The following is a 25,820-nucleotide window of genomic DNA, read 5'->3' on the forward strand; positions in this document are numbered from 1 at the left end:
GTCATGGCGAACGCAAAAACGATCAAAGTAACTCTGACCCGCAGCCCCATCGGCTGCCAGCCCAAGCACAAACTGTGTGTGAAGGGCCTGGGTCTTCGTAAAATCGGTCACACCGTGGAAGTGGAAGATACGCCTTCCATCCGCGGCATGATCAACCGGGTTGATTACCTGGTTCGGGTTGAGGAGAACTAAGATGCGTCTGAACGAACTTAGTCCGGATCCCGGTTCACGTCCTGCTGCCAAGCGCGTAGGTCGCGGTATCGGTAGCGGTCTCGGTAAAACCGGTGGCCGTGGTCACAAGGGTCTGAAAGCCCGTTCCGGTGGCAGTGTTGCTCCCGGTTTCGAGGGTGGTCAGCAGCCGTTGGCCCGCCGTCTGCCGAAGTTTGGTTTCACTTCTCGTCAGCAGCGTTATGTTGCTGAAATTCGCCTGAATGAACTGGCGAAGGTAGAGGGTGACGTAGTTGACCTCGAAGCACTCAAAAAAGCAGACATCGTTCGTGAAGAAATTCGCGAAGCCAAAGTTATCCTTTCCGGCGAACTGAGCCGGGCGGTAACCGTAAAAGGTCTGCGAGTGACCAAGGGCGCACGCGAGGCTATTGCTGCCGCGGGTGGAAAAGTCGAAGACTAAGGCGAGTCGAGGACTAAATGGCCAAGACAGCATCATTGCCTGCGGGCGCGGGAAAAGGACTGGCAGAGCTGCGTTCGCGGCTCTGGTTCGTCTTCCTGGCATTGTTGGTGTACCGTATCGGTGCCCATATACCGGTGCCGGGTATTAACCCTGACCGCCTGGCGGCATTGTTCGATCAGAACCAGGGCACGATCCTGAGTCTGTTCAACATGTTTTCCGGTGGTGCGCTTGAGCGCATGAGTATCTTCGCACTCGGTATCATGCCGTATATCTCCGCCTCTATTATCATGCAGCTCATGACAGCGGTAAGCCCGCAGCTTGAGCAGCTGAAGAAAGAGGGCGAGGCTGGCCGTCGCAAGATCAGCCAGTACACGCGGTATGGTACGGTTATCCTGGCCCTGGTTCAGGGCTTCGGTATTTCTGTCGGTCTGGCATCTCAGGGCGTCACCTTTAACGACAGCTTCAGCTTCCACTTTGTGGCGGTTGTGTCCTTCGTTTGTGGTGCTGTCTTCATGATGTGGCTTGGTGAGCAGATCACCGAGCGTGGCGTCGGTAACGGTATTTCCCTGCTGATTTTCGCCGGGATCGTTGCCGGTTTGCCCGGTGCTATCGGTCAGACCCTTGAGCAGGCGCGGAATGGCGAAATGAGTCTGCTCGTTGTTCTGGGTATTGGTGTGCTGGCGATTGCCGTGGTTGGCTTTGTGGTGTTCATGGAGCGAGGTCAGCGGCGCCTGACTATCAACTACGCCAAGCGTCAGCAGGGCCGTCGGGTGTTCGCCCAGCAGTCCAGCCATCTGCCGCTGAAGGTCAATATGGCTGGTGTTATTCCGCCGATCTTCGCGTCTTCCATCCTGTTGTTCCCGGCATCGCTGGGGCAGTGGTTTGGTCAGGGCGAAGGTATGGAGTGGCTGAGTGATATCTCCCAGGCACTGGCGCCAAGCCAGCCCCTGTACATTATTCTGTTTGCGGCAGCAGTGGTATTCTTCTGCTTCTTCTACACAGCACTGATGTACAATCCGAAAGAAGTTGCGGATAACCTCAAGCGCTCTGGAGCGTTTATTCCGGGCATTCGTCCCGGTGATCAGACAGCCAAGTATATCGACGGCGTTCTGACCCGGCTGACTCTGTTCGGTGCAATGTACATTGCAGCAGTTTCCCTGTTCCCTCAGTTTCTGATGGTGGCCGGGAATGTACCGTTCTATCTGGGTGGTACCTCACTGCTGATTGTTGTAGTCGTGGTGATGGATTTCATGGCGCAGGTTCAGTCGCACCTGATGTCTCATCAATATGATTCGTTGATGAAGAAATCCAATCTCAAGGGCTATGGTCGGAACGGTTAAAGCCGTTCCCCTTGAAAACTGGAGTCGACAATGAAAGTACGCGCTTCGGTAAAGAAAATTTGCCGTAACTGCAAAGTAATTCGTCGCAATGGCTCGGTACGAGTCATTTGCTCGGAGCCTCGTCACAAGCAGCGCCAGGGCTGATTCCTTCGGGAAGCCTTCCTGACATTGCAGGGTTCCGGAATGATAGCGCTTGACTCTGAATGGGGTCAGGCGCTATTATTTCGCGCCCTTTTTGTGGCGGAAAATTCACACAGCAAAGCTTTGAACGCGGAGTAATTTGGATGGCACGTATAGCCGGTGTCAATATACCCGATAACAAACATGCTGTTATCTCGCTGACCTACATCTTTGGTGTTGGCAAGACAACAGCCCAAAAGCTTTGCGATGCAACCGGCGTCAAGCCGGACGTCAAGGTCAAAGACCTGTCCGACGAGCAGCTTGAATCCCTTCGTAGTGAAGTGGGCAAGGTGTCTGTCGAAGGCGATCTGCGTCGTGAAGTACAGATGAACATCAAGCGTTTGAAGGATCTCGGATGTCACCGTGGTCTGCGTCATCGTCATGGCCTTCCGGTCCGTGGCCAGCGCACCAAGACCAACGCCCGCACCCGTAAAGGTCCTCGCAAACCTATTCGTAAGTAACAGGTAGGCAAACATGGCAAAGCCAGGTACACGTACCCGTAAAAAGGTGAAAAAGACGGTTGTTGATGGCGTCGCGCACATTCACGCGTCCTTCAACAACACTATCGTGACCATTTCTGACCGTCAGGGCAACGTCCTGTCCTGGGCTACTTCTGGTGGTTCCGGTTTCCGTGGGTCACGCAAGAGTACACCTTTTGCTGCGCAGGTAGCAGCTGAAAGAGCCGGTAATGCGGCTGCTGAATACGGCCTTAAAAACCTGGACGTAGAGGTTAAGGGTCCTGGGCCCGGACGTGAATCCGCTGTACGCGCGCTGAATGGCTGCGGGTACAAGATCACCAACATCACTGATGTGACGCCGATTCCCCATAACGGCTGTCGTCCGCCCAAAAAGCGCCGCGTCTAACACAGGAGACAGTGAATTATGGCTCGTTATATAGGCCCGAAGTGCAAGCTGTCTCGTCGTGAAGGGACAGATCTTTTTCTGAAGAGCGGTGTTCGCGCGCTCGATTCGAAATGCAACATTGAGACTCCGCCGGGTATGCACGGCGCGCGTCGCAGTCGTTTGTCCGAATACGGCGTTCAGCTTCGTGAAAAACAGAAAGTTCGTCGTATTTACGGTGTGCTCGAAAAGCAGTTCCGTAATTACTACAAAGAGGCTGCCCGCATCAAAGGCGCAACCGGTGAAAACCTGCTGCAGCTTTTGGAAGGCCGTCTCGACAACGTTGTATACCGCATGGGTTTTGGTTCTACCCGTGCTGAGTCCCGTCAGCTCGTTTCTCACAAGGCGATCCTGGTCAACGACAAGGTAGTGAACATTCCTTCCTACCAGGTTAAGCCGGGTGATGTTGTGAGCGTGCGTGAGAAGGCAAAAAACCAGCTTCGCGTTAAAGGCGCGCTGGATCTGTCTGCAAGCCGCGCACCGGTGAGCTGGGTAGAGGTCGACGCCAGCAAGATGTCCGGCGTTTACAAGTCAGTGCCTGAGCGTACTGAACTGCCGGCCGACATCAACGAGAACCTCATCGTCGAGCTTTACTCGAAGTAAAGCCCAGTTAGCAACGAGAGCAGATAGGGGCGTCTATGCAGCGTTCAGTACATGAGTTATTGACACCTCGTACCATTGACGTGAAGGAATCAAGCGCCATGCGTGCCAAGGTGACGCTGGAGCCTCTGGAAAGAGGTTTCGGTCATACCCTGGGCAGCGCACTGCGTCGTATACTCTTGTCCTCAATGCCGGGCTGTGCGATTACCGAAGCACAGATTGACGGCGTTCTGCATGAGTACAGCGCAATCGAGGGTGTCCAGGAAGACGTCATTGAGATTCTTCTGAATCTCAAGGGCGTAGCTGTCAAGATGGGCGGCCGGGATGAAGCTGAGGTTACTCTCAGCAAGAAAGGCCCGGGTGCCGTCACAGCCGGAGATATCAAGCTGGATCATGATGTCGAGATCACCAACCCGGATCATGTGATCTGTCACCTCAGTGAAAAGGGTGAAGTGAACATGCGTCTCAAGGTTGCTCGTGGTCGTGGCTATGAGCCAGCCGATCAGCGGGGTCTGGACGAGGACGAAACTCGCGCTATCGGACGCCTGCAGCTGGATGCAACCTTTAGCCCGGTTCGTCGTGTTGCCTACGCCGTAGAAAGTGCACGGGTAGAGCAGCGCACCGACCTGGACAAGCTGGTTATTGATCTGGAAACCAATGGTACGATCGATCCGGAAGAAGCGATTCGCCGGGCGGCCACCATTCTCCAGCAGCAACTGGCGGTGTTTGTTGATTTCGATCACGAGAAAGAACCCGAGCGCGTGGAGGAAGAGGAAGAAATTGATCCGATTCTGCTGCGTCCGGTGGATGATCTGGAATTGACAGTGCGTTCAGCTAACTGCTTGAAGGCTGAGAACATCTACTACATCGGCGATCTGATCCAGCGCACTGAAGTTGAGCTGCTGAAGACGCCTAACCTTGGTAAAAAGTCGCTGACCGAGATCAAGGACGTGCTTGCGTCCCGTGGTCTGTCACTGGGTATGCGTCTTGATAACTGGCCGCCGGCAAGCCTCCGTGGCGACGACCGGGTTCTGGGCGGTTAATCGCCGATTAGTTTAAGGTAAGGAATAAGAGCAATGCGTCATCGTAAGAGTGGTCGTAAGTTCAGCAGGACCAGTGCGCATCGCAAGGCCATGTTCCGTAACATGACTGCGTCACTGGTTGAACACGAGCTGATCAAGACAACGCTGCCGAAAGCCAAAGAGCTTCGTCGTGTAGCTGAGCCTTTGATCACGCTCTCAAAGAATGATTCGGTCGCGAATCGTCGTCTGGCGTTTTCTCGCCTGCGCAACGATGCTGCGGTTGCCAAGCTCTTTGATGAGCTGGGTCCCCGCTATAGCGAGCGTCCGGGTGGTTACCTTCGTATCCTGAAGTGCGGCTTCCGTGCCGGCGACAATGCCCCTATGGCATTCGTTGAGCTGGTTGGCCGTCCGCTGGATATCGAAGCGGAAGAGATGGACGACGACGAAGAGTAAAGTCTTCGGAATTGTCCAGTAAAAAGCCGGGGGGAGACCTCCGGCTTTTTTTTTGGCTGAACGGAATGTTTCCGGCGACTGCTGAGAAGGCTAGCCTGCTAGTTGGGCTGCAGGGGCCGGGGCGGGATATCTTTTCTTATGGAAAAAGAACTCGCTGCGCTCAGACACCTTTGTTCCGTCAGAAAAGACATCCCGCCCCAGCCCCGTCGGGGCTGCACAGATACAGCCTTTCTTATTTCGCCAGCATAGGTTTCAGGTAGTGTCCCGTGTGGGACCTTGCGTTCTCGGCGACCTGTTCTGGAGTGCCTTCAGCGATTATCTGTCCGCCACCGGAGCCGCCTTCCGGACCAAGATCGACGATCCAGTCGGCGGTCTTGATAACGTCCAGGTTGTGCTCGATCACGATAATGGTATTGCCGTGGTCGCGTAGGCGCTGGAGTACAGTCAGTAGCTGCTGGATGTCATAGAAATGCAGGCCCGTGGTGGGTTCGTCCAGAATGTAGAGCGTCTTGCCAGTGTCCCGCTTGGACAATTCTTTTGCCAGTTTGACCCGCTGGGCTTCGCCCCCTGACAGGGTGACAGCGCTCTGGCCCAGGCGGATGTAGGACAGGCCGACGTCGATCAGGGTCTGTAGCTTGCGGGCAATAAAGGGAACGGGATCAAAGAATTCCCGGCCTTCCTCGACCGTCATCTCCAGTACTTCGTGGATATTCTTGCCTTTGTAGCGGACTTCCAGGGTTTCCCGGTTGTAGCGTTTGCCCTTGCAGACATCACAGGGGACGTACACGTCCGGGAGAAAGTGCATCTCAACCTTGATCACGCCGTCGCCCTGGCAGGCTTCGCAGCGTCCACCCTTGACGTTGAAGCTGAAGCGGCCGGGCTTGTAGCCCCGGCTCCGCGCTTCCTGGGTGCCGGCAAAGAGTTCCCGGATCGGAGTAAACAGTCCGGTATACGTGGCCGGGTTTGAACGTGGTGTCCGACCGATGGGGCTTTGGTCAATGTCTATGACCTTATCCAGATGATCCAGGCCTTTGAGCTTTTCATAGGGTGCGTGGGTCAGGCTTGTCGCCTTGTTCAGCTTGGCGGCGGCGACCGGGTAAAGCGTCCCGTTAATCAGGGTCGACTTACCGGAACCGGACACGCCAGTCACGCAGGTCATAATCCCCAGCGGGATATTGAGAGTGACCTTCTGCAGGTTGTTGCCACTGGCGCCGGTGAGGGTCAGTTGTTTGCCGCTTCCGGTGTTTCGGGTGGCCGGAATGGCGATTTCGCGGGTGCCATTCAGGTATTGCCCGGTGAGGGAGTCGTTATTGCCAATGATGTCCTCGGGGGTTCCCTGGGCAATGATCTTGCCGCCGTGCACGCCGGCGCCGGGCCCTATGTCGATTACGTGGTCGGCTGCGCGAATGGCATCTTCGTCATGCTCTACCACGATCACGGTATTGCCCAGATCCCGGAGGTGGGTCAGTGTGGCCAGAAGACGATCGTTGTCGCGCTGGTGCAGGCCGATAGAGGGTTCATCAAGGATATACATCACGCCGACCAGGCCGGCGCCAATCTGGCTGGCCAGGCGGATGCGCTGGGCCTCACCGCCAGAGAGGGTGTCGGCACTGCGCTCCAGTGTGAGGTATTCCAGGCCGACGTTAACCAGGAACTGCAGGCGCTGACGAACTTCCTTGAGGATTTTCTCGGCAATCTCGCCCTTGCGACCCGGCAGGGCCAGGGTTTCGAAATAATCGTGAGCGTCCCCCACCGGCAGGTGGGTAACGTCGGAAATGTTGTGCTCTTCGATAAACACATGGCGCGCACCGCGCCGCAGGCGTGAGCCGTGACAGTCCTTGCAGGGTTGTGTGCTCAGGTTGCGTGCGAGCTCTTCCCGCATGCTCTGGGATTCGGTTTCCCGGTAACGGCGCTCAAGGTTGGGCAAGATGCCTTCAAACGGATGAGCCTTTTCCATGATGTGGCCGCGGGAATTGACGTAGCGGAAGGGGATATCCTCGGTACCTGATCCGTACAGCAGCGTCTGGCGGAAATCCTCGGGTAAATCCTCCCAAGGCGTTTCCATGTCGACGCCATAGTGTTCGGCGACGCTGGTCAGCATCTGGAAATAATAGACTGCCCGGCGATCCCAGCCCTTGATGGCGCCTGCCGCCAGCTTTGCTTCCGGATGCTGGACGATTTTCTCGGGGTCGAAGAACTGTTTAACCCCCAGGCCGTCGCAAGTCGGGCAGGCGCCGGCGGGGTTGTTGAAGGAGAAAAGTCGGGGCTCCAGCTCGCTGAGGGAGTAGCCGCACTGAGTGCAGGCATAGCGGGCAGAAAACGTATGTTCTTCGCCTTCGCCGCTCATGGGGGCGACCAGTGCAATACCATCGGCCAGGGCCAGCGCGGTCTCGAAGCTTTCCGCCAGCCGTTGTTCCAGACCGGGCTTGACCTTGAAACGGTCGACGACCACATCGATCTGGTGTTTGCGTTTTTTATCCAGCGTCGGCAGGTCATCGATGTCATACACCGTGCCGTCGATACGCAGCCGGATAAAGCCCTGGCTGCGCATGGTCTCCACCACCTGGAGGTGTTCGCCCTTGCGGTCGCGGATAACCGGCGCAAGGATCATCAGCTTACTGTCCTCGGGCATCGCCATGACCTGATCCACCATCTGGCTGACGGTCTGGGCTTCCAGTGGCTGGCCGTGGTCGGGGCAGCGGGGTTCGCCTGCGCGGGCGAACAGCAACCGCAGATAATCGTAGATTTCGGTGATGGTGCCCACGGTGGAGCGCGGGTTGTGGGACGTGGACTTCTGCTCAATGGAAATCGCCGGCGACAGACCTTCGATGTGGTCCACATCCGGTTTTTCCATCATTGAGAGAAACTGGCGCGCGTAGGTGGACAGAGATTCCACGTAGCGACGCTGACCCTCGGCGTAAAGGGTGTCAAAGGCAAGGGACGATTTGCCGGAGCCGGACAGGCCGGTGATTACGATCAGCTTGTCCCTCGGCATATCCAGGTCGATGTTCTTCAGGTTGTGGGTCCGCGCCCCTTTGATCTGGATATGATCCATAACACCTCGCTCGAAGAAAAAACGGGATTATACCGTGTTATACCCCGCCCGGCGAAAGCCGTGAGGGTAAGTGACTACGCGATTGTTCACTGTGCCGTGTCGAATCGTGTTCTGGTACAATGCGCGGTTTCCGGAAAGGCGGTTATCCGCCAGAAACCGAATTGATGAAAGGCTCCCCCATGAATGCACTTGAAAGGCGATCAGTAGCGGCGTTGGCATCGGTTTATGCCATGCGGATGCTGGGCCTGTTCATGGTGATGCCGGTGTTTGTCCTGTTAGGCAACGACCTACGGGGCTCGACTCCGGCCCTTATCGGTCTGGCCATTGGCGCCTACGGCCTTAGTCAGGCCCTGTTGCAGATTCCATTTGGTCTGCTGTCGGACCGGGTGGGGCGCAAGCGCATGATCTACATCGGCCTGATCCTGTTTGCCGGGGGCAGTCTTGTCGCTGCATCGACCGATTCCATATACGTTGTTATCGCAGGACGGATTCTTCAGGGCGCCGGGGCCATCGCCAGTGTGCTGATGGCCCTGCTCAGTGACCTGACGCGGGAAGAGGAGCGAACCAAGGCGATGGCAACGGTGGGCATTTCCATCGGCCTGTCGTTTTCCGTCTCCCTGGTGCTTGGCCCCTTGATTGGATCCGCGTTTGGCCTGTCAGGTCTGTTTTACCTGACGGCCCTGCTGGCGCTGGTGGCCATGGTGATCGTCTGGCGTATAGTGCCGACCCCGCACCAGCATAAAATCAGTGCGGATACCCGACCGGCCCGGGCCATGCTGTCCAGGGTGTTGTCCGACGGCCGCCTGCTGCGCCTGGACTTCGGGATTTTTGCCCTCCACCTGGCGCTGACCGCCATTTTCCTGGTGTTTCCGACTCTGTTGCAGGATCAGCTGGGCCTCGCATCTTCCTCCCACTGGTGGTTCTATCTGACGGTTGTGGTGACTTCGTTCTTTGCTATGGTGCCGTTTATCATCATTGGCGAGAAAAAACGCAAGATGAAGCCAGTGCTGTGCGGTGCTATCGCCTTGTTAACGCTGGCAACGGCTGGTCTGGCGCAGGTCAGCGTCAGCCTGGTGGCGGCCTGGGCGGTGCTGTTTTTCTTCTTTATGGCGTTCAACCTGCTTGAAGCCTCCCTGCCTTCCCTGATCAGCAAGGAATCACCAGCGGCGAGCAAGGGGACGGCCATGGGCGTGTATTCCACGTCCCAGTTCCTCGGTGCTTTTATTGGTGGTGCTGTTGGTGGTGTGCTGCTGGAGCAGGTCGGGGTCACTGGAGTGTTGTGGCTGATGGCAGCTGTGCTGGTGTTGTGGCTTGTGGTCGCGTTGACGATGCCTTCCCCGGGTTATACCACCAGTTTCGTGGTACAGTTAAAACAAGTGGCGCACAGCCAGTTTGATAGTATTGACGATGCCTTCCGGCGGCTTCCCGGGGTACAGGATGTGGTCATTCTGGAAGAAGCGGACACCGCTTACCTGAAGGTGGATCGTCAGCAATTTGATGAGGGGTTACTTGCGGACTTTCCATTTGTCCGGCAGGGTAGCAGTTCTTGAAATCCGGAGGCCCGCAAGGAGGTTGGGTCATCCCTGAAAACTGAGTCAGGAGCAGATCATGGCACGAGGCGTAAACAAGGTCATTCTTATCGGAAATCTGGGGCAGGACCCGGATACCCGTTACACCCCTAATGGCAATGCGGTGGTAAACCTGAACCTTGCCACGGATGAAAGCTACAAGGACAGGCAAACCGGTCAGATGGTGCCGAAAACCGAATGGCACCGCATTGTAATGTTCGGCAAGATTGCCGAAGTGGCCGGCCAGTACCTGCGTAAGGGCTCCAAGGTCTATATCGAAGGTAAGCTGCAAACCCGCAAATGGCAGGGGCAGGACGGTCAGGACCGTTACACCACGGAAGTGGTGGTGGACATCAATGGCCAGATGCAGATGCTCGACAGCCGCGGTGGTGAAGGTGGTGCAAGCCAGGGCGCGCCCGCAGGCCGGCCCCAACAGTCCAATTATAATGCGCCGCCGGCCAATCAGCAGGCTAGCCAGCCGCAGCAGCAGTCCGGCGGTTACAGCCAGCCCTCCCAGGGCAGCATGCCTGAGCCGGTGGACGACTTTGACGACGATATCCCGTTCTGATTGACACCTTCAGGTCGTCGGGGCGGGGCCGGAATAGAGTTTCCGGCCCCGTCTCACTTAATGTCTAATCTTCATCGCCCTCTGGGTGATCCATCCCCAGTTCGTTGATCTTCCGGGTCAGCGTGTTCCTTCCCCATCCCAGCAGAATCGATGCATCCCGACGCCGGCCGCCCGTGTGTTTGAGCGCCGTTTCGATCATGATTTTTTCGAACTCCGGGACGGCGGTATCCAGTATGCCTTTACGCCCGCGTTTGAGCTCCTGTTCCGCCCAATTTTGCAGGCCTTCCTGCCAGGTCTGGCCGGTGGTCGGAGTTTCCGCCTGGTGGAGTAGTTCGGGCGGCAGGTCGTCAATGTGAATTTCGCGGCCACTGGCCATCACCGTCAGCCATCGACAGGTATTCTCCAGTTGGCGGACGTTGCCCGGCCAGGGCATGGTGGTCAGGTACTCTTCTGCCTCGGGCCGGAGAATCTTGGGTTCCACTGTCAGCTCTGTGGCGGCCCGTTTCAGGAAGTGCTGCATTAACCTCGGAATGTCTTCCCGGCGTTCGGCCAGTTTGGGCAGGTGTACGCGGATCACGTTCAGGCGGTGAAACAGATCTTCCCGGAAAGAGCCACCCTGGACCAGCTTCTCCAGGTCCTGGTGTGTCGCTGCGATGATGCGCACGTCGACTTTGATGGGGGTGGTGCCGCCCACCCGGTAGAATTCGCCATCCGCCAGTACCCGCAACAGTCGGGTCTGGGTGTCTGCCGGCATATCACCAATTTCATCCAGAAACAGGGTGCCGCCGTTGGCTTGCTCAAAACGCCCGTGCCTTGCTGCTGCTGCGCCCGTAAACGCGCCTTTTTCGTGCCCGAACAGCTCTGACTCGATCAGATCCTTGGGGATGGCAGCCATGTTGAGGGCGATAAACGGGTGGCTGGCTCTCGGGCTGTGGTTGTGAAGTGCTTGTGCGACCAGCTCCTTGCCAGTCCCGCTTTCGCCGTTGATCAACACGGTGATGTTGGAGTGGGAGAGGCGGCCAACAGCCCTGAACACTTCCTGCATCGCTGGCGCCTCACCGATAATTTCGGTATTGCGCTGTGAACTTTCTGCCTGGGGTTCCGAGGTGGCCCGGCGCTCATGGCTGTGGGCCACCGCACGCTTTGCCAGGGCGACAGCGTCATCCACGTCGAAGGGCTTGGGCAGGTATTCAAAGGCGCCAGTCTGATAACTGGTAACCGCACTCTCGAGGTCAGAATGCGCTGTCATGATGATGACTGGAACATCCGGATGCACATCCACGATCTGGGAAAGCAGGGTGATGCCGTCCACGCCCGGCATGCGGATATCGCTGATGATGGCGTCGGGCTGTTCGTGCTCGAGCCGCAACATGATGCTTTCACCGCTCTCAAATACCCGGGGCTGCATACCGGCCTGGTTCAGGGCGCGCTCCAGCACCCAGCGAATACTTTTATCGTCGTCTATGATCCAGACGTTTGCCGGTTGGCTCATTGGTTGTCCTCCAGGGGCAGGAAGATGATGAAGTCGGTTTTCCCGGGCTCGCTTTCACACTCCACGAGTCCGTGATGTTGTCCGATGATGCTCTGGGTGATGGACAGGCCCAGGCCGGTACCGCTGGCACGGCCGCTGATCATCGGGTAGAAAATATTCTGTAACAGATCCTGTGGAATGCCTGGGCCGTTATCAATCACGTCCACGCGGCACACCAGGCGGTGGCGTTTGTGGCCGATGGTGAACTGGCGAAGGGCGCGGGTGCGGAAAGTGATGGTCGGCGGTTCGCCTTCGGCATGTTCGCTCTGGTTTTCGAACGCGGCCTCCATCGCATTGCGGGCAATGTTAAGGAAGGCCTGGATCAGTTGCTCCTTGTCACCTTCGAATTCCGGCAGGCTGGGGTCGTAGTCGCGGCGGAATGCCAGACGGCCGCGGCTCTCGGCTTCCAGCAGGGTTTTGACACGCTCCAGCACTTCGTGGACGTTGGTGGGTGCCAGCTTCAGGGCCTTGTTGGGCCCCAGCATTCGGTCAACGAGGGAGCGCAGGCGATCAGCCTCGTCGATGATAACCTGGGTATATTCCCGCTGACCTTCGTCGTCCAGTTCCCGGTCCAGTAACTGCGCAGCGCCGCGAATGCCGCCAAGCGGATTCTTGATCTCATGGGCCATGCCGCGCACCAGTATGCGAGTGGTTTCCTGCTGGGAGATGATGTCTTCTTCCCGACTGATGCGGAGCAACCGGTCCCGGGGCTGGATCTCAATCAGCAGTTCAATCGGGGTCAGGCTGACCGGGGACACAGAGTAATCCACCGTAAGGCGCGCGCCGCTGGTCAGCACGAACTCCGCTTCCCGACGGGTGTAGGAATGGCCGTTGTCTGCCGCGGCATGCAGTGTGGTAAGTGCGTCTTCCGAATCCACCAGAATGTCACCGATGGGTAAACCCTCGCTGCGGGTGATGCTGGTCTCGAACAGGCTTTCTGCCGCCGGATTCAGATACTGGATGCGCAGACCATCTCCCAGCACCAGGATGGCCGTTGTCAGGCTGTCCAGGATGTTCTTGTAGCCAGTGGCTTTGAGTTGTGAGAGTGCCATGCTGCTGTCTCGGTTGATGGGCATAACGGGATACCCTCCGTTCTGCAAAAAGCGAACCAGTTTGAGAGGGTGGCTCGTGTTAGGTGCCCGGTTAACGGGCACACGGCTGTCACCGCCAGCGCGGACGCTGTGGCTTAGTGCGTTGGAGGTCGGGAGAGCCAGATGATGCTGGAAAAACGCCCCGTTGCTGGTCAGAGTATGGCGTTTTTCTGGTGCGAGCGCACCAATATAGTGCGCCCGTAGTGGATGGGTCAGTTGTTAACGGAGGGGCGATGGATGGTAAAGCTGATGGATTCGCCGGTTTTTACCTGCACGCCATTTTCGTCAATGATGTTGACGCCAGCATTATGGGTGCCACGGAATACGTTGCGTACAGTGACCGTATCCGAGGTAGTCTGGCCCACGGGTTGGCCATCCAGGGTGACTTCATAGCGATGACCTTCTTTCAGGCCAGGGTTGCTGGCGACCCGGAATGCCACATCGCCACTGCCGCTGTGAAAGGCTTCGTCGTCATTGGGGGCGACTATCCGGACGCTGCTGTAAGCTGAGCCTTCTTCCTCGGCTACCTGGCGTAGCTTTTCCGGCTCTTGTACGTCCGCCGGCTTGGGCAGAGTAACCGTGGTAACCGGTTTGACCCTGACTTCTTCAGCGCCGTCCGAGGGTTCGTCAGAGAAGGTAACGTTGCCCTGGGCATCAACGTTCCTGTAGACCTCTGCCAATGCAGGGGCGGATGTGAGAACGAGCACGCCAGCGAATAATCCAAGCCGTAAGTTCATTCCGGTAACCTGTGGTGATTGTTTGATTTGATTATCAATGGCGGGGTAGGCGTTTTCAACGGTGTTGACGGTTCAAAGGGTTACATATCGTTAAGGGCCACAGGGACTGTGGCAGAGGTCACAAAAAAGCCCCGCCGAGGCGGGGCTTTTTCACGCTGTGATCCGAAGATCAACGGCGTCTGCGATTAGCAGGAGTAGTAAAGCTCGAACTCAACCGGGTGAGTGGTCATGTTCAGACGCTCAACTTCACCGCGCTTCAGGTCGATGTAGCCTGCAATCATGTCCTCGGTGAACACACCGCCGCGAGTCAGGAACTCGTGGTCGGCTTCCAGGCAGTCCAGAGCTTCCGCGAGGGTTTCAGCAACCTTCGGAATGTTCAGGGCTTCTTCCTTCGGCAGGTCGTACAGATCCTTGTCCATGGCATCGCCAGGGTGGATCTTGTTCTGGATGCCGTCGAGGCCGGCCATCATCAGTGCTGCGAACGCCAGGTATGGGTTGGCGGACGCGTCAGGGAAGCGCACCTCGATACGACGTGCCTTCGGGCTGTTTACGTACGGGATGCGGATGGAGGCGGAGCGGTTACGGGCGGAGTAGGCCAGCATAACCGGAGCTTCGAATCCAGGCACCAGGCGCTTGTAGCTGTTGGTGGAAGCGTTGGTGAAGGCGTTGATCGCCTTGGCGTGCTTGATGATGCCGCCGATGTAGTACAGGGCGGATTCGCTCAGGCCCGCATAGCTGTCACCGGCGAAGACGTTCTTGCCGTCCTTGCTCAGGGACATATGGACGTGCATACCGGAACCGTTATCACCCACGACCGGCTTGGGCATGAAGGTGGCGGTCTTGCCGTAAGCGTGAGCTACGTTGTGAACGCAGTACTTGAGGATCTGTACTTCGTTAGCCTTGTTGACCAGGGTGTTGGCGCCAACACCGATTTCGCACTGACCGGCGGTGCCCACTTCGTGGTGGTGAACTTCAATTTCCAGGCCCATGGACTCCATCGCGGCACACATTGCGCCACGCAGGTCGTGCAGGCTGTCTACCGGCGGAACCGGGAAGTAACCGCCTTTCACGCCCGGGCGGTGACCGATATTGTTGCGATCGAAGTCTTCACCGGATACCCAGGCGGCTTCTTCGGAGTGGATAGAGTAGTTGGCGCCTTTCATGTCCACTTCCCACTTCACGGAATCGAACACGAAGAATTCCGGCTCCGGACCGAACAGGGCGCCATCGGCGATGCCGGTGGACTTCAGGTATTCTTCCGCACGACGGGCAACAGAACGGGGGTCACGCTCGTAACCCTGCATGGTAGAAGGCTCTACAATGTTGCAGGTAATGTTAACCGTAGTTTCTTCGGTGAACGGATCCAGAACGGAGGTTTCGTCGTCCGGCATCAGGATCATGTCGGATTCGTTGATGCCTTTCCAGCCGGCAATTGAGGAGCCGTCAAACATCTTGCCGTCGGTAAAAAAGTCGTCGTCCACTTCGGTGGCAGGCAGAGTCACGTGCTGCTCTTTACCACGGCTGTCCGTGAATCGCAGGTCAACCCATTTGACTTCGTGCTCTTTGATCAAATCAACTGTCTTGGACATTGTGCATGCTCCATCGTGTTTCCCGCTGGGCGGGTGATTTCATGTTCGTTGTGCCGGATCGCTCAGCGACGCTGACTTCCGATCTGTTTTGAGGTTGGGGCAGCTTATCAAAAGCTGCGGCGTCTTACCTGCAAAATCGGCTGACAGGAACAAAGCAATTGTCTTGCCAATTTATCAGGCGTGCGCCAGAACAGCGCAACCACAAGGGGTGCGGACTTTTTTGGCGCGTCTGTGGAGAGGTTACCCAATGTTTCGCACTTCTTTGGTGCATCAAAATGGTGCGCGCAATACTTAATTGCACAAAAGTGGTGCACCTATGTTGTGTGCTGAATAGGCGTTATTCTTCATATAAACGACACGGACTTTTCGATATACTGCGCGCCACCTCATTTTTACCCTGCCGCTTTTGGGATGAAAAAACTCCAAACGGTATGCAGGGCGCCGGGCCAGCCGGTTCTGGTGAATGAATTCATTTTACGGATTTGAGACGGCATGTGCAGGGGTGACCCTGCGAAAGACCCTCTCAGGTCATTGAGTGCATGCCGCAGGATTATTTTTGTGATTGAAAAACTTCGTAATATCGCCATCATCGCCCACGTTGACCACGGTAAAACCACCCTGGTAGATCAGTTGCTGCGTCAGTCCGGTACGCTGGAGCGTAAAGAGCTCGAAAGCGAGCGCGTTATGGACTCCAACGATCAGGAAAAAGAGCGTGGCATTACCATTCTGGCCAAGAACACCGCGCTGAAATGGCACGACTACGACATCAATATCGTTGATACCCCGGGCCACGCCGACTTTGGCGGCGAAGTGGAGCGGGTGATGAGTATGGTCGATTGTGTGCTGTTGGTGGTTGATTCCATCGACGGCCCGATGCCGCAAACCCGCTTCGTGACCCAGAAGGCCTTCGATGCCGGTCTGCATCCGATCGTGGTGGTCAACAAGATCGACCGTCCTGGCGCCCGTCCAGACTGGGTGGTTGATCAGGTTTTCGATCTGTTCGACAACCTTGGCGCCACCGATGAACAGCTGGATTTCCCCATCGTATACGCCAGCGCCCTCAACGGCATCGCCGGGATGGACCACGAAAATCTCGACGACAACATGGATGCCGTATTCCAGGCGATTGTTGATCACGTGCCTGCTCCGTCCGTCGATCTTGATGGTCCGTTCCAGATGCAGATTTCCCAGCTGGACTACAGCAGCTTCCTGGGTGTGATTGGCATCGGTCGCATTATGCGCGGCAAGATCAAGACCAATTCGCCCGTGGCCGCCATCGGCGCCGACGGTAAAAAGCGCCAGGGCCGTATCCTGAAGATCATGGGGCACTCCGGTCTGCAGCGTGTCGAAGTCGATGAGGCGCAAGCTGGCGACATTGTTTGTGTGAGTGGTCTGGATTCGCTGTTCATTTCCGATACGCTCTGTGATCCTTCCAATGTCGAGGCGTTGCCGCCGTTGACGGTGGATGAGCCGACCGTATCCATGACGTTCCAGGTCAACGACTCGCCGTTCTGTGGTAAAGAGGGCAAGTTTGTCACCAGCCGGAATATCAAGGAACGTCTGGAAAAGGAGTTGCTCCACAACGTTGCCCTGCGCGTTGAAGAAGGCGATTCCGCGGACAAGTTCAAGGTATCCGGTCGTGGTGAGCTGCACCTTTCGGTGCTGATCGAAAATATGCGCCGCGAAAACTTCGAGCTGGCGGTTGGTCGTCCTGAGGTTGTCATTCGTGAGATCGATGGCGAGAAGCAGGAGCCATACGAAAACGTCATTATCGACATCGAGGAGCAGCACCAGGGCGCCCTGATGGATCAGATGGGTCTGCGTAAGGGCGATCTGACCAACATGGTTCCGGATGGCAAGGGGCGTATGCGTCTTGATTACACCATTCCCGCGCGCGGCCTGATTGGCTTCCGTAACTCGTTTCTGACCCTGACGTCCGGCTCCGGCATTCTGACGTCAACCTTCAGCCATTACGGCCCGATCAAGGGCGGTGATGTGACCAGTCGCCAGAACGGTGTGATCGTGTCAATGGCGACCGGTACGGCGTTGACCTACTCTCTGGAAACGCTGCAGAGTCGTGGCAAGCTGTTCCTTGATCCTGGCCAGGAAATCTATGAGGGTCAGTTGTGCGGGATTCACAGCCGCGAAAACGATCTGGTCGTCAACCCGACCAAGGGTAAGAAGCTCGATAACATGCGTGCTTCCGGGAAGGATGAGGTCATTGGCCTGGTGCCGCCGATCAAGTTCACGCTCGAGCAGGCGCTGGAATTCATCGATGATGACGAGCTGGTGGAAGTTACGCCCAAGTCGATTCGGTTGCGTAAGAAGCTCCTTACCGAAAACGAGCGTAAACGCGCCCACAAGAAGTAATCTGCAGTACGTGAAACAGGAGGGGCGGGTCCATTGTGGTCCGCCCCTTTTTCGTTCACTTCAGCTAAACTCCGGTTACATCCTTTTACCGGAGCGCCCCATGCTCACCCTTTACCCAGAAATCAAACCGAATGCCCAGCATCGTATCGCCGTTGATCCGCCTCATGAATTGCATGTGGAGGAAAGCGGGAACCCGAATGGAATGCCGGTGCTGGTGGTCCATGGTGGTCCGGGTGGCGGGTGTGAGGATTATCATCGTCGTTTTTTCGATGCTGAACGCTATCGCATCATTTTGATGGATCAGCGTGGCGCGGGACGTTCAACGCCGCTGGCGGAGCTTGAAGGGAACAGCACCGACAAGCTGGTGGAGGATATGGAAACCGTTCGTACGTTCCTGGGGATTGACCGGTGGCTGCTGTTCGGGGGTAGCTGGGGATCCACGCTCAGCCTTGTTTATGCCCAGAACTTCCCTGAGCGTGTATTGGGATTGGTGTTGCGGGGAATCTTCCTGTGTCGTCCCCGGGATATTCACTGGTTCTATCAGGAGGGGGCGAGTCGTGTCTTTCCGGATTACTGGGAGGATTTTCTGAGCCCGATTCCGGAAGAAGAGCGAGGTGACCTGGTAAGGGCTTATTACCAGCGGCTTACAAGCAGTAACGAATTGGAACAAATTCAGGCAGCCAAGGCCTGGTCGGTCTGGGAAGGTCGGTGTGCGACTCTTCATCCCAATCCCAGGGTTGTTGAGCATTTCGGCCATCCCCACGTCGCCATCGCGCTGTCCAGGATCGAGTGTCACTATTTTATGCATGACGCTTTTCTGGAAGCGGACCAGATCGTGCGCGATGCACCCAGATTGGCGGACATTCCCGGCGTGATCGTCCATGGTCGCTACGATATGGTGTGCCCGCTGGATAACGCGCTGGCACTGGCCAGAGCCTGGCCCCAAGCCGACCTGAGAATTATCCGGGATGCTGGCCACTCTGCATCAGAGCCGGCCATCGTTGACGCGCTGATGCGTGGGGTGGACGAGGTGGCTGCGAAAGTGACTGGGACTTTAGACTAAGTCCGCCCGGTAGGGGTTGCGGCCACCGGGTGCCATGGATACACTCTTGCCAATTCTTAATGGTCCTTCCACAGGGAGTTTGATGAAGGGGCTTATCCAGCGCGTATCAAGTGCAAGTGTTACGGTTGATAATCAGTTAGTTGCTGAAATCCAGGAAGGCCTGTTGCTTCTCTTGGGTGTTGAGCGTGGTGACGGAATCAGAGAGGTTCAGAGCCTGGTGAGAAAGGTTCTGAGCTATCGTGTTTTCCCCGACGACCAGGGACGGATGAATCGCAGCCTGCAGGACACAGGTGGTTCTCTTCTTGTTGTTCCCCAATTCACGTTGGCGGCGGATACCGCTTCCGGTACCCGGCCGGGTTTCTCATCGGCCGCTGCGCCGGAATTGGCGGAAAACCTGTTCCTTGATTTTGTGGCCGCAGCAAGCGATGCCCTGAAACGTGGTCATGTTGAAAAGGGCCAGTTTGGGGCGGATATGAAAGTATCCCTGGTTAATGATGGCCCTGTGACTTTTATGCTCCGGGTGGGAAACAGTTCCTGAAAAAATACCGTGTCGCACTATAATTGCGCGCGATCGTAATGTGCGGCCCTAAATGGTGCGAACAACAGGTGTTTGGGTATGTCGGAAGCGCCGGATATTCACTCGTTATCGATTTAGCTGCATGAATCTAAAGGATTTGTTGAATTCTGGCCTCGGATTTGAAGTACATGAAGGGACTAAGATCAACAGCGTTTTGGAGTAATCCCCCGGCAGGCAAAGATAAGAGTAGCGAAAATTTAAACGTTAAAAGTTTGCAAAACTGGGTTTGTTGTATTAAAAAGGCTCATCATGCAGAGCTTTAACTTATAGCTGTAAGTGATTGAGCTGCAAAGGCCTGAAGAGCTTCGGGCTGTAGGGAAATCAAAAAACGTTATCGCCATGTCATTAAACTGACATGGTGAAAACACAAAATAAGGCTCTAACCAGCCTGACTGGTGGAAGTCTAAAGAACGGGATTTAAACCCGTCGCTAAAACCTGAGTTAACTCAATAAAGGAAGACGCAACATGAAAAAAACGCTCATCGCATCTGCAGTTGCAGCCGCAACTTTCTCTGGCGCCGCGCTGGCACAGGACATGGCTCTGCCGACCGTTTACGGTAACATCCAGCTGGCCGCCACCCACGACAACATTGACAACGGTCCTTCCGAAGTTGATCTGTTCGACAACGGCTCTACCCTGGGCGTACTGCACGACCACGAAATTGCACCGGGCCTGACCGGCTTCTTCAAGGCCGAGCTGCACTTTGATGCTGACGAGAACGACGGCGAAGATCAGGGCATCTACGAGATCGACGAAGCCTACGTTGGTGTTAGCGGCGACAACTTCGGTAAAGTCTGGGTTGGTAAGGACGACTCCACTTACGAAACCGCCGTCACTGAAATCTCCGAGTTCTTCGAAGTAGCTTCCCTTAACATTGTTGTTGATTACACCACTGGTGAAGGTGACCTGGTTCAGTACCAGTCTCCCTCGTTTGGTGGCTTGACCCTCGGCGCCGCCGTTCAGGTTAACGGTGATTCCTCCGATAATGGCAAGTCCTACCCGTACCAGCTGGCTGCTGTTTACGGCGTTGATGCCCTGGAGCTGGCAGTTGCAGTAGATTCCAACGACAACGGCGACGGCAACGGCGAGAACACTTACGGCCTGCGCGCCAGCTACAACCTGGACGCACTGCGTCTGACTGGTGAATTCCATACCCGTGATGACGCTGGTGACTTGTTCGGCGTAATGGGTGTTTACACCATTGGCGCCAACCAGTTCGCACTGGCTTATGAGTATGGCGAAGCTGACGACGCAAATGACACCAAGCGCGACACCGTGACTCTTCAGGCCCTGCACAACGTGTCTGACAACATGTACGTTTATGTTGAAGGCTACCTGGGTGGTGGTGACGACGTATACGAGTATGAAGATGAGCTCGGCAACGCCGCTGTTTCCGACGAGCGTTCCATCGCTGCTGTTGGTGCTACTTACTACTTCTGATCAGCTAACCAGCTAATCAAGTAGTTACAAAAAACCGGTGACCTTCGGGTCGCCGGTTTTTTTATGTATGCTGCAAAAATACATCTGACGGAGAAGTACCATGGCCGAGGAGTTGGAAATCAAACTGAGCCTGTCAGCCGGGAATCAGGAAAAGGCCCTGAAATGGTTGCTTGCACAGAGCGGCACGTCTGAGGGTCAGCGAAAAAAACTGGTGAACCGGTATTTTGACACGCCGCAAGCCGACCTGAACCGGCAACGCATTGCCTTGCGGATTCGGCAGGCGGGTGATCAGTTCATTCAGACCCTCAAGACCCAGGGCGAGTTTGTGGACGGCGCCCACCGGCGTCAGGAGTGGGAATGGCCGCTCATGGGGACAGAGCTGAACATTGGTCTGGTGGCGGATACGCCGGTGGGGCAAAACGTTAACCTGGCAGACCTGAAACCGGTTTTTGAAACCAATTTTGACCGTCAGGTGGTGATGATCGAAGAAGGGGGGGCCGTCATCGAGGTAGCTATTGACGCCGGTTATATAGCGGCCGGTGGGCATAAGCGCCCTTTGCACGAAGTGGAATTCGAACTGAAATCCGGTGACTCATCCCATCTGGTCCGTTGGGCCCGGTCGCTTGCGGAGAGTGTGCCTGTGTTCTTGAATCTGGTGAGTAAGGCGGAGCAGGGCTATTACCTGGCTGGACTGCACAATCCCTCGATATTGCCGGCGGACGAAGGGTCTGAGCTGTCTGTGCCCGGGTTTCTGCACAGCCTCAGCGTGGCCTGGTTAAAAGGCGAGACCTTACCCGTTGATGAGGGGGACCTTGTCGCGGTGGAGCGCGCGGCGAGCAGCCGGGGCGCACAGCAGCAGTTCCGCGATGTGCATGCCAGCCTGCTGTCCGGGGAGTCTGTTGCAAACCTGGCCGAGCGAGTGGCGCTCGGGCAGCTACAACTCAGTATCGCCGCCGGTTAATCGGCGGCTGTCTTTTTCTCTTCCGCTTCGCTGTCATGCCATTTTTGAAGAAATGCACGATAACGCTCCAGAGCTTCCCCTACCACTTGGGTGGTCGGCGTATCGTGTGACTTTACCAGTACAATCAGTCCTTTCCCTTCTATTTCCTTGTCTGTTGGCGGATGGCAGCTTACCTCGCCGTCATTGTCGATGTAGGCCAGCGCGGTTCCGATGCCGTGGCGCACCAATGCACTGACAATATCGGCCCAGTTCAGGTCATCAAGTTTCAGGTCATAGCGATGCGGGTGATCGTTCTGGTAGTTGAACATGTCCTCCAGGACTTTCTCGGAACCCGGGGCTACTATCGCCCGCACCATTATTTCCGGGTAGGTCCGTACCGGTCGGATAATGGTTCTGACGCCCACCGATTTGAACCGCTGGCGGTTCTGGTCGCTGACACATTCGATGGTTGTTCGATTGCCGAGGTTGGATTCGGTCAGGCGATGCGCAATATCAAAGGTCAGGCTGTCGGATGCCGGGTCCGCTTCGTCAGCGGCCAACACCACGATGTGTCGCGCGCTTCCAGCATGGGTTGCCTTCAGCGCCTCCGGATCACTGCCCGAACCATGGAAGTGTACCAGGCCAACGTCCGCCAGTTCCGGCGGAAGGCCGCTTGGAAACTGGCGTGTCAAAATGATGATGGGCACGGTTTCGTATCCTGGAACCGCGCGCATCTGTGAAGCGAACCGCGCAAAGTACTGCTCGCCGCCATTTCTGGGAGTGTTGATGATCACAATGTGGTCTTTCATTTTGTATACCCAGCGTCCGGTTACGATGCGTTCCCGGCGATAAAACCGGTACTCGATAAAATCACTGACAATCAGCGTCATAATAGTGATGGCGCTGATGAACATGACGATAATGGTGCTGATCCGGCCAGCAGCAGTTTCCGGGGATAAATCCCCGTAACCCACGGTGACCAGGGTGGTCATCGTCAGCCAGATGGACTCGAAGAGGGTGAGGTCCTCCACCGCCCAGATAACCATGACCTGAAACACCAGGAGGCCGCCCAGAATGGAAAACAGACGTTTGATGCGTGAGCGGATGATACCGGACATCGGTAAGTGCGCGAATTGATGTTCCGGGTTAAGCGGACGGCGGTTTCTGAGCATTAAGGGCCTGGATGGTTCAGTCGGCTGACGGTTCGTTATACAGTAAGGGAAATATAACAGAGATACAGGGGTTTGCGTTATGTCCGAGCCATGGAGTGCACTTCCGAAGGTGCTTGCTGACGATGTCGCAGCGGGTTGGTCATCGGTGACCGGGGATGAGCATCGCTCCTGGATGACAGCGTCGGCAGGCCTTTCAGAAGATGATGTTGCGAACGCCATGGCGCGCAGCGTGTTTCTGAAACAGACCCTGGAGCGGCACCCGGAGCAGATTGAGGCACTGGTCCGGTCCCGCCCGCTTCGCGAGCCAACCACCCGGGACTATTTGCAGCAGCGCTGGCAGGAGTATCTCGGGGATGTATCGGATGAGCATTCCCTGCACGTGGCGCTGCGCCGGTTCCGCCGGGAGTGCCAGTTCCGCATTATCTGGCGTGACCTGATGCGTTGGGCGGATCTCCACGAAACCATGGCTGCGACCAGCGAGTTTGCGGAAACCGGTATCCAGGGAGCGCTGGACTGGCTGTATGAAGATACCTGCGAACAGTCGGGCACACCCTGGGGCGCTGATCCGGTGACTGGGGAAGACGTCCCTCAGTCTATGGTGGTGTTAGGCATGGGCAAGCTGGGTGGCCGGGAGCTGAATGTCTCGTCCGATATCGATCTGATTTTTGCCTTTCCCGGGAAGGGGGAAACCCGGGGCGGCCCACGTTCCATGGATAACCAGCAGTTTTTCATCCGCCTGGGGCAGCGCCTGATCCAGGCGCTGGACCAGATCACGGCGGACGGCTTCGTTTTTCGCGTAGACATGCGCCTGCGACCCTATGGCCAGAGTGGTGCGTTGGCGCTGAGTTTCGCTGCCCTGGAGACCTATTATCAGGATCAGGGGCGTGACTGGGAGCGCTACGCGATGGTCAAGGCCCGGGTTGTGGCAGGCGATGAGCGCGCCGGTCAGGTTCTGATGGAAGCCCTGAGACCCTTTGTTTACCGAAAATATGTGGATTTCAGTGCCTTCGAGTCCTTGCGGAGCATGAAAGCGATGATTGGTCGCGAGGTGCGCCGAAAAGGTCTTGAGAACAACATCAAGCTGGGCAGTGGTGGCATACGTGAAATCGAGTTTGTGGTGCAGGCATTTCAGCTCATTCGCGGCGGGCGTGACCGGGAGCTCCAGCAGCGTGAATTACTGATCATCCTCAAGGAGCTTGAGGCGCTTGAGCTACTGCCGTCTCAGGTGGTGAAGGAATTGCGCGAAGCCTACGTGTTTCTGCGCAACCTGGAGCACGCGTTGCAGGGGGTTGAAGACAAGCAAACCCAGCTGTTGCCGGATGATGAGCTGACGCAGGCGCGAATTGCACTGATCATGGGGTTTGATGGCTGGGACGCCTGCCTGCAGGAGCTTGAGGCGCACCGGGAGCGAGTGGCCAGACACTTTGCGGACATTATTGCCACCGAGGAAGAGGAGCATGAATCCGCAGCCCTGGAAGAAGGCTGGCACGAGCTCTGGTTGGCTGAAATGGATGAGGACGCCGCCAGGCAATGGCTGGAACAGCACGGTTTTGAGGATCCGGAGGACAGTTACGGCCTGCTGTGTAACCTTCGGGACAGTCGTACGATAGAGGTCATGCAGACCCAGGGGCGGAAACGCCTGAATCAGTTCATGCCGGTATTGCTGGAAGCCCTGACTCAGGTGGATGCGCCATCGCAGACTCTGGCCCGGGTGCTGCAACTGGTTGAAGCGATTCTGCGGCGTACCGCTTACATGGTCCTGCTGCTGGAAAACCCGGGGGCGAGAACGCAACTGGTCAAGCTTTGCAGCGAGAGCCCGTGGATTGCGCGGCAGCTGGCGGAGACGCCGCTCCTGCTTGATGAGTTGCTGAATGCCGAGAGCCTGTACCATCCGCCGGCCAAGGAAGAGCTGCAGGACGACCTGCGCCAGCAGATGTTGCGGATTCCCTTCGAGGATCTGGAAGAGCAGATGGAGTCCCTGCGGCATTTCAAGAAAGCGCATAGCTTGCGAGTAGCAGCGTCAGAACTGAAGGGTACGCTGCCGCTGATGAAGGTGAGCGACTACCTGACCTGGATTGCCGAGGTGGTGCTGGATCATGTTGTTGATGTGGCGTTCGCCAACCTTGTCAGCCGTCATGGCTATCCCCTCCGGGCCGATGGTTCTGCCTGTGACACGGATTTCGCCATCATTGGCTATGGCAAGCTTGGTGGTGTTGAGCTTGGCTATACCTCGGATCTGGACCTGGTATTTGTTCACAATGCTGATCCGGAGCAGGCCAGTGATGGTGACCGACCGATTGATAACGCCATTTTCTATACCAGGCTGGGGCAGCGTATTGTCCATATCCTCAGCACCCAGACTCCTTCCGGCCAGTTGTACGAAGTGGATATGCGGCTTCGCCCATCCGGTAATTCCGGACTTCTGGTCAGTACGTTGCCGGCCTTTGAAAAGTATCAGCGCAACGATGCCTGGACCTGGGAGCATCAGGCTCTGGCCAGGGCCCGTGGCGTGGCGGGTTGCCCGGACACGCTGGGAGACTTCGAGACCCTTCGCCACGATATTCTGTGCCAGCAAAGGGATCGCGCGAAACTGCGCGCTGACGTGGTGGATATGCGTGAGAAAATGCGCACCAGCCTTGGAACGCCAGAGGGTAAGCGGGAGGACGTTTTTCACATCAAGCATGATCACGGCGGTATCATTGATATCGAGTTCATGGTCCAGTACCTGATGCTGGCCTACAGTTCCGATCACCCCGAGCTGACCCAGTGGTCTGATAATATCAGGCAGCTTGAGGAGCTCGGTCGAGCTGGAGTAATGGATGAGGAAGACATCGCCAAGCTTCGTGAAACCTACATTACCCTGCGTTCAACCATTCACCGCAGGGCGTTACAGAACCTGAACAGCCAGGTCGAGGGCGATGCGTTTCCCGACGAGCGCGCCTATATAAGGGGCATGTGGCAGGCAGTGATGATAGATTAGTCTACTACGCTTCGG

Annotated in this window: 23 protein-coding genes; 17 read left to right on the forward strand and 6 right to left on the reverse strand. The window is 56.6% G+C overall.

Annotated elements, in window-relative coordinates; genetic code table 11:
• The first annotated feature begins 3 nt into the window (after nucleotides 1–3).
• From rpmD to rplQ, 9 genes are all read left to right on the forward strand, one after another.
• On the forward strand, nucleotides 4–192 hold the full coding sequence (gene rpmD / locus ACQUWM_RS18125) for a 50S ribosomal protein L30 (protein WP_012139786.1): 189 nt from the start codon (nucleotides 4–6) through the stop codon (nucleotides 190–192).
• A 1-nt stretch (nucleotide 193) separates the two neighbouring features.
• Nucleotides 194–628 carry a 50S ribosomal protein L15 gene (gene rplO / locus ACQUWM_RS18130; protein ID WP_406985919.1) on the forward strand — a complete coding sequence of 145 codons (435 nt, stop codon included), beginning with the start codon at nucleotides 194–196 and terminating at the stop codon, nucleotides 626–628.
• 17 nt (nucleotides 629–645) lie between these two features.
• Nucleotides 646–1,968, forward strand: a complete 1,323-nt coding sequence (gene secY / locus ACQUWM_RS18135) for a preprotein translocase subunit SecY (RefSeq protein ID WP_406985917.1) — start codon at nucleotides 646–648, stop codon at nucleotides 1,966–1,968.
• A 30-nt stretch (nucleotides 1,969–1,998) separates the two neighbouring features.
• Nucleotides 1,999–2,112 (forward strand): 50S ribosomal protein L36, encoded by a 114-nt coding sequence (gene rpmJ / locus ACQUWM_RS18140; protein WP_008174902.1) that lies wholly within the window; start codon nucleotides 1,999–2,001, stop codon nucleotides 2,110–2,112.
• Between the two features lie 140 nt (nucleotides 2,113–2,252).
• Nucleotides 2,253–2,609 (forward strand): 30S ribosomal protein S13, encoded by a 357-nt coding sequence (rpsM, locus tag ACQUWM_RS18145; protein ID WP_407001307.1) that lies wholly within the window; start codon nucleotides 2,253–2,255, stop codon nucleotides 2,607–2,609.
• 13 nt (nucleotides 2,610–2,622) lie between these two features.
• Entirely contained in the window at nucleotides 2,623–3,012 is a 390-nt protein-coding gene (gene rpsK, locus ACQUWM_RS18150) for a 30S ribosomal protein S11 (RefSeq protein ID WP_004580767.1), read from the forward strand.
• A gap of 18 nt (nucleotides 3,013–3,030) precedes the next feature.
• Nucleotides 3,031–3,651, forward strand: coding sequence for a 30S ribosomal protein S4 (gene rpsD, locus ACQUWM_RS18155; RefSeq protein WP_407001306.1), 621 nt, complete (start codon nucleotides 3,031–3,033; stop codon nucleotides 3,649–3,651).
• Nucleotides 3,652–3,686: 35 nt separating this feature from the next.
• Nucleotides 3,687–4,691, forward strand: coding sequence for a DNA-directed RNA polymerase subunit alpha (locus ACQUWM_RS18160; protein ID WP_406985912.1), 1,005 nt, complete (start codon nucleotides 3,687–3,689; stop codon nucleotides 4,689–4,691).
• 33 nt (nucleotides 4,692–4,724) lie between these two features.
• Entirely contained in the window at nucleotides 4,725–5,123 is a 399-nt protein-coding gene (gene rplQ / locus ACQUWM_RS18165; RefSeq protein ID WP_127330410.1) for a 50S ribosomal protein L17, read from the forward strand.
• A 232-nt stretch (nucleotides 5,124–5,355) separates the two neighbouring features.
• Here the strand turns inward: rplQ and uvrA are convergent, their stop codons facing one another.
• Complete coding sequence (gene uvrA, locus ACQUWM_RS18170) at nucleotides 5,356–8,178, reverse strand: excinuclease ABC subunit UvrA (protein ID WP_428923031.1); 2,823 nt, start codon at nucleotides 8,176–8,178, stop codon at nucleotides 5,356–5,358.
• Nucleotides 8,179–8,357: 179 nt separating this feature from the next.
• Here uvrA and ACQUWM_RS18175 point away from each other — a divergent pair, with 179 nt between their 5' ends.
• Both ACQUWM_RS18175 and ssb read left to right on the forward strand, forming a co-directional pair.
• Nucleotides 8,358–9,728: an MFS transporter gene (locus ACQUWM_RS18175; RefSeq protein ID WP_428923032.1), complete on the forward strand. Its 1,371-nt coding sequence runs from the start codon at nucleotides 8,358–8,360 to the stop codon at nucleotides 9,726–9,728.
• 58 nt (nucleotides 9,729–9,786) lie between these two features.
• A complete protein-coding gene (ssb, locus tag ACQUWM_RS18180; RefSeq protein WP_428923033.1) occupies nucleotides 9,787–10,314 on the forward strand; it encodes a single-stranded DNA-binding protein in 528 nt (175 codons plus the stop codon).
• Nucleotides 10,315–10,378: 64 nt separating this feature from the next.
• Here ssb and ntrC read toward each other — a convergent pair whose 3' ends face one another.
• From ntrC to glnA, 4 genes are all read right to left on the reverse strand, one after another.
• Nucleotides 10,379–11,806 (reverse strand): nitrogen regulation protein NR(I), encoded by a 1,428-nt coding sequence (ntrC, locus tag ACQUWM_RS18185; RefSeq protein WP_407001302.1) that lies wholly within the window; start codon nucleotides 11,804–11,806, stop codon nucleotides 10,379–10,381.
• Nucleotides 11,803–12,921 (reverse strand): nitrogen regulation protein NR(II), encoded by a 1,119-nt coding sequence (glnL, locus tag ACQUWM_RS18190; RefSeq protein WP_428923034.1) that lies wholly within the window; start codon nucleotides 12,919–12,921, stop codon nucleotides 11,803–11,805. Before glnL ends, ntrC begins: the two co-directional genes overlap by 4 nt.
• Nucleotides 12,922–13,148: 227 nt before the next feature.
• Nucleotides 13,149–13,673 (reverse strand): DUF4124 domain-containing protein, encoded by a 525-nt coding sequence (locus ACQUWM_RS18195; RefSeq protein WP_428923035.1) that lies wholly within the window; start codon nucleotides 13,671–13,673, stop codon nucleotides 13,149–13,151.
• A gap of 185 nt (nucleotides 13,674–13,858) precedes the next feature.
• Complete coding sequence (glnA, locus tag ACQUWM_RS18200) at nucleotides 13,859–15,262, reverse strand: glutamate--ammonia ligase (RefSeq protein WP_407001299.1); 1,404 nt, start codon at nucleotides 15,260–15,262, stop codon at nucleotides 13,859–13,861.
• 558 nt (nucleotides 15,263–15,820) lie between these two features.
• Here glnA and typA point away from each other — a divergent pair.
• The 5 genes from typA to ACQUWM_RS18225 all read left to right on the forward strand — a co-directional run bounded on the left by typA (nucleotide 15,821) and on the right by ACQUWM_RS18225 (nucleotide 21,674).
• A complete protein-coding gene (gene typA / locus ACQUWM_RS18205; RefSeq protein WP_428923036.1) occupies nucleotides 15,821–17,632 on the forward strand; it encodes a translational GTPase TypA in 1,812 nt (603 codons plus the stop codon).
• 100 nt (nucleotides 17,633–17,732) lie between these two features.
• The gene (gene pip, locus ACQUWM_RS18210) at nucleotides 17,733–18,695 is read left to right on the forward strand and encodes a prolyl aminopeptidase (RefSeq protein ID WP_428923037.1); all 963 of its coding nucleotides are present in this window, start codon (nucleotides 17,733–17,735) and stop codon (nucleotides 18,693–18,695) included.
• Between the two features lie 82 nt (nucleotides 18,696–18,777).
• Nucleotides 18,778–19,233 (forward strand): D-aminoacyl-tRNA deacylase, encoded by a 456-nt coding sequence (gene dtd / locus ACQUWM_RS18215; protein ID WP_428923054.1) that lies wholly within the window; start codon nucleotides 18,778–18,780, stop codon nucleotides 19,231–19,233.
• Nucleotides 19,234–19,738: 505 nt separating this feature from the next.
• Nucleotides 19,739–20,713, forward strand: coding sequence for a porin (locus ACQUWM_RS18220; RefSeq protein WP_428923038.1), 975 nt, complete (start codon nucleotides 19,739–19,741; stop codon nucleotides 20,711–20,713).
• Nucleotides 20,714–20,813: 100 nt separating this feature from the next.
• Nucleotides 20,814–21,674 (forward strand): CYTH domain-containing protein, encoded by an 861-nt coding sequence (locus ACQUWM_RS18225; protein ID WP_428923039.1) that lies wholly within the window; start codon nucleotides 20,814–20,816, stop codon nucleotides 21,672–21,674.
• On the opposite strand, the gene ACQUWM_RS18230 is transcribed toward ACQUWM_RS18225, so the two are convergent.
• A complete protein-coding gene (locus ACQUWM_RS18230) occupies nucleotides 21,671–22,825 on the reverse strand; it encodes a potassium channel family protein (RefSeq protein WP_428923040.1) in 1,155 nt (384 codons plus the stop codon). The genes ACQUWM_RS18225 and ACQUWM_RS18230 overlap by 4 nt on opposite strands.
• Nucleotides 22,826–22,904: 79 nt before the next feature.
• On the opposite strand from ACQUWM_RS18230, the gene glnE reads away from it, so the two are divergent.
• Nucleotides 22,905–25,805, forward strand: a complete 2,901-nt coding sequence (gene glnE, locus ACQUWM_RS18235; protein ID WP_428923041.1) for a bifunctional [glutamate--ammonia ligase]-adenylyl-L-tyrosine phosphorylase/[glutamate--ammonia-ligase] adenylyltransferase — start codon at nucleotides 22,905–22,907, stop codon at nucleotides 25,803–25,805.
• The last annotated feature ends 15 nt before the right edge of the window (nucleotides 25,806–25,820 follow it).

It is taken from the genome of Marinobacter sp. DUT-3 (assembly GCF_050379435.1).
Classification (GTDB): domain Bacteria; phylum Pseudomonadota; class Gammaproteobacteria; order Pseudomonadales; family Oleiphilaceae; genus Marinobacter.

Excerpts from the sequence above, each read along its gene's own strand:
- ACQUWM_RS18195 (WP_428923035.1), bottom strand. The coding sequence starts at position 13,673 with ATGAACTTACGGCTTGGATTATTCGCTGGCGTGCTCGTTCTCACATCC.
- ACQUWM_RS18175 (WP_428923032.1), top strand. The coding sequence starts at position 8,358 with ATGAATGCACTTGAAAGGCGATCAGTAGCGGCGTTGGCATCGGTTTAT.
- rpsK (WP_004580767.1), top strand. The coding sequence starts at position 2,623 with ATGGCAAAGCCAGGTACACGTACCCGTAAAAAGGTGAAAAAGACGGTT.
- secY (WP_406985917.1), top strand. The coding sequence starts at position 646 with ATGGCCAAGACAGCATCATTGCCTGCGGGCGCGGGAAAAGGACTGGCA.
- ntrC (WP_407001302.1), bottom strand. The coding sequence starts at position 11,806 with ATGAGCCAACCGGCAAACGTCTGGATCATAGACGACGATAAAAGTATT.
- dtd (WP_428923054.1), top strand. The coding sequence starts at position 18,778 with ATGAAGGGGCTTATCCAGCGCGTATCAAGTGCAAGTGTTACGGTTGAT.
- glnE (WP_428923041.1), top strand. The coding sequence starts at position 22,905 with ATGTCCGAGCCATGGAGTGCACTTCCGAAGGTGCTTGCTGACGATGTC.
- rpsD (WP_407001306.1), top strand. The coding sequence starts at position 3,031 with ATGGCTCGTTATATAGGCCCGAAGTGCAAGCTGTCTCGTCGTGAAGGG.
- ACQUWM_RS18160 (WP_406985912.1), top strand. The coding sequence starts at position 3,687 with ATGCAGCGTTCAGTACATGAGTTATTGACACCTCGTACCATTGACGTG.
- pip (WP_428923037.1), top strand. The coding sequence starts at position 17,733 with ATGCTCACCCTTTACCCAGAAATCAAACCGAATGCCCAGCATCGTATC.
- rpmJ (WP_008174902.1), top strand. The coding sequence starts at position 1,999 with ATGAAAGTACGCGCTTCGGTAAAGAAAATTTGCCGTAACTGCAAAGTA.
- ACQUWM_RS18220 (WP_428923038.1), top strand. The coding sequence starts at position 19,739 with ATGAAAAAAACGCTCATCGCATCTGCAGTTGCAGCCGCAACTTTCTCT.
- rpsM (WP_407001307.1), top strand. The coding sequence starts at position 2,253 with ATGGCACGTATAGCCGGTGTCAATATACCCGATAACAAACATGCTGTT.
- rpmD (WP_012139786.1), top strand. The coding sequence starts at position 4 with ATGGCGAACGCAAAAACGATCAAAGTAACTCTGACCCGCAGCCCCATC.
- glnL (WP_428923034.1), bottom strand. The coding sequence starts at position 12,921 with ATGCCCATCAACCGAGACAGCAGCATGGCACTCTCACAACTCAAAGCC.
- rplQ (WP_127330410.1), top strand. The coding sequence starts at position 4,725 with ATGCGTCATCGTAAGAGTGGTCGTAAGTTCAGCAGGACCAGTGCGCAT.
- ssb (WP_428923033.1), top strand. The coding sequence starts at position 9,787 with ATGGCACGAGGCGTAAACAAGGTCATTCTTATCGGAAATCTGGGGCAG.
- rplO (WP_406985919.1), top strand. The coding sequence starts at position 194 with ATGCGTCTGAACGAACTTAGTCCGGATCCCGGTTCACGTCCTGCTGCC.
- ACQUWM_RS18225 (WP_428923039.1), top strand. The coding sequence starts at position 20,814 with ATGGCCGAGGAGTTGGAAATCAAACTGAGCCTGTCAGCCGGGAATCAG.
- uvrA (WP_428923031.1), bottom strand. The coding sequence starts at position 8,178 with ATGGATCATATCCAGATCAAAGGGGCGCGGACCCACAACCTGAAGAAC.
- glnA (WP_407001299.1), bottom strand. The coding sequence starts at position 15,262 with ATGTCCAAGACAGTTGATTTGATCAAAGAGCACGAAGTCAAATGGGTT.
- ACQUWM_RS18230 (WP_428923040.1), bottom strand. The coding sequence starts at position 22,825 with ATGCTCAGAAACCGCCGTCCGCTTAACCCGGAACATCAATTCGCGCAC.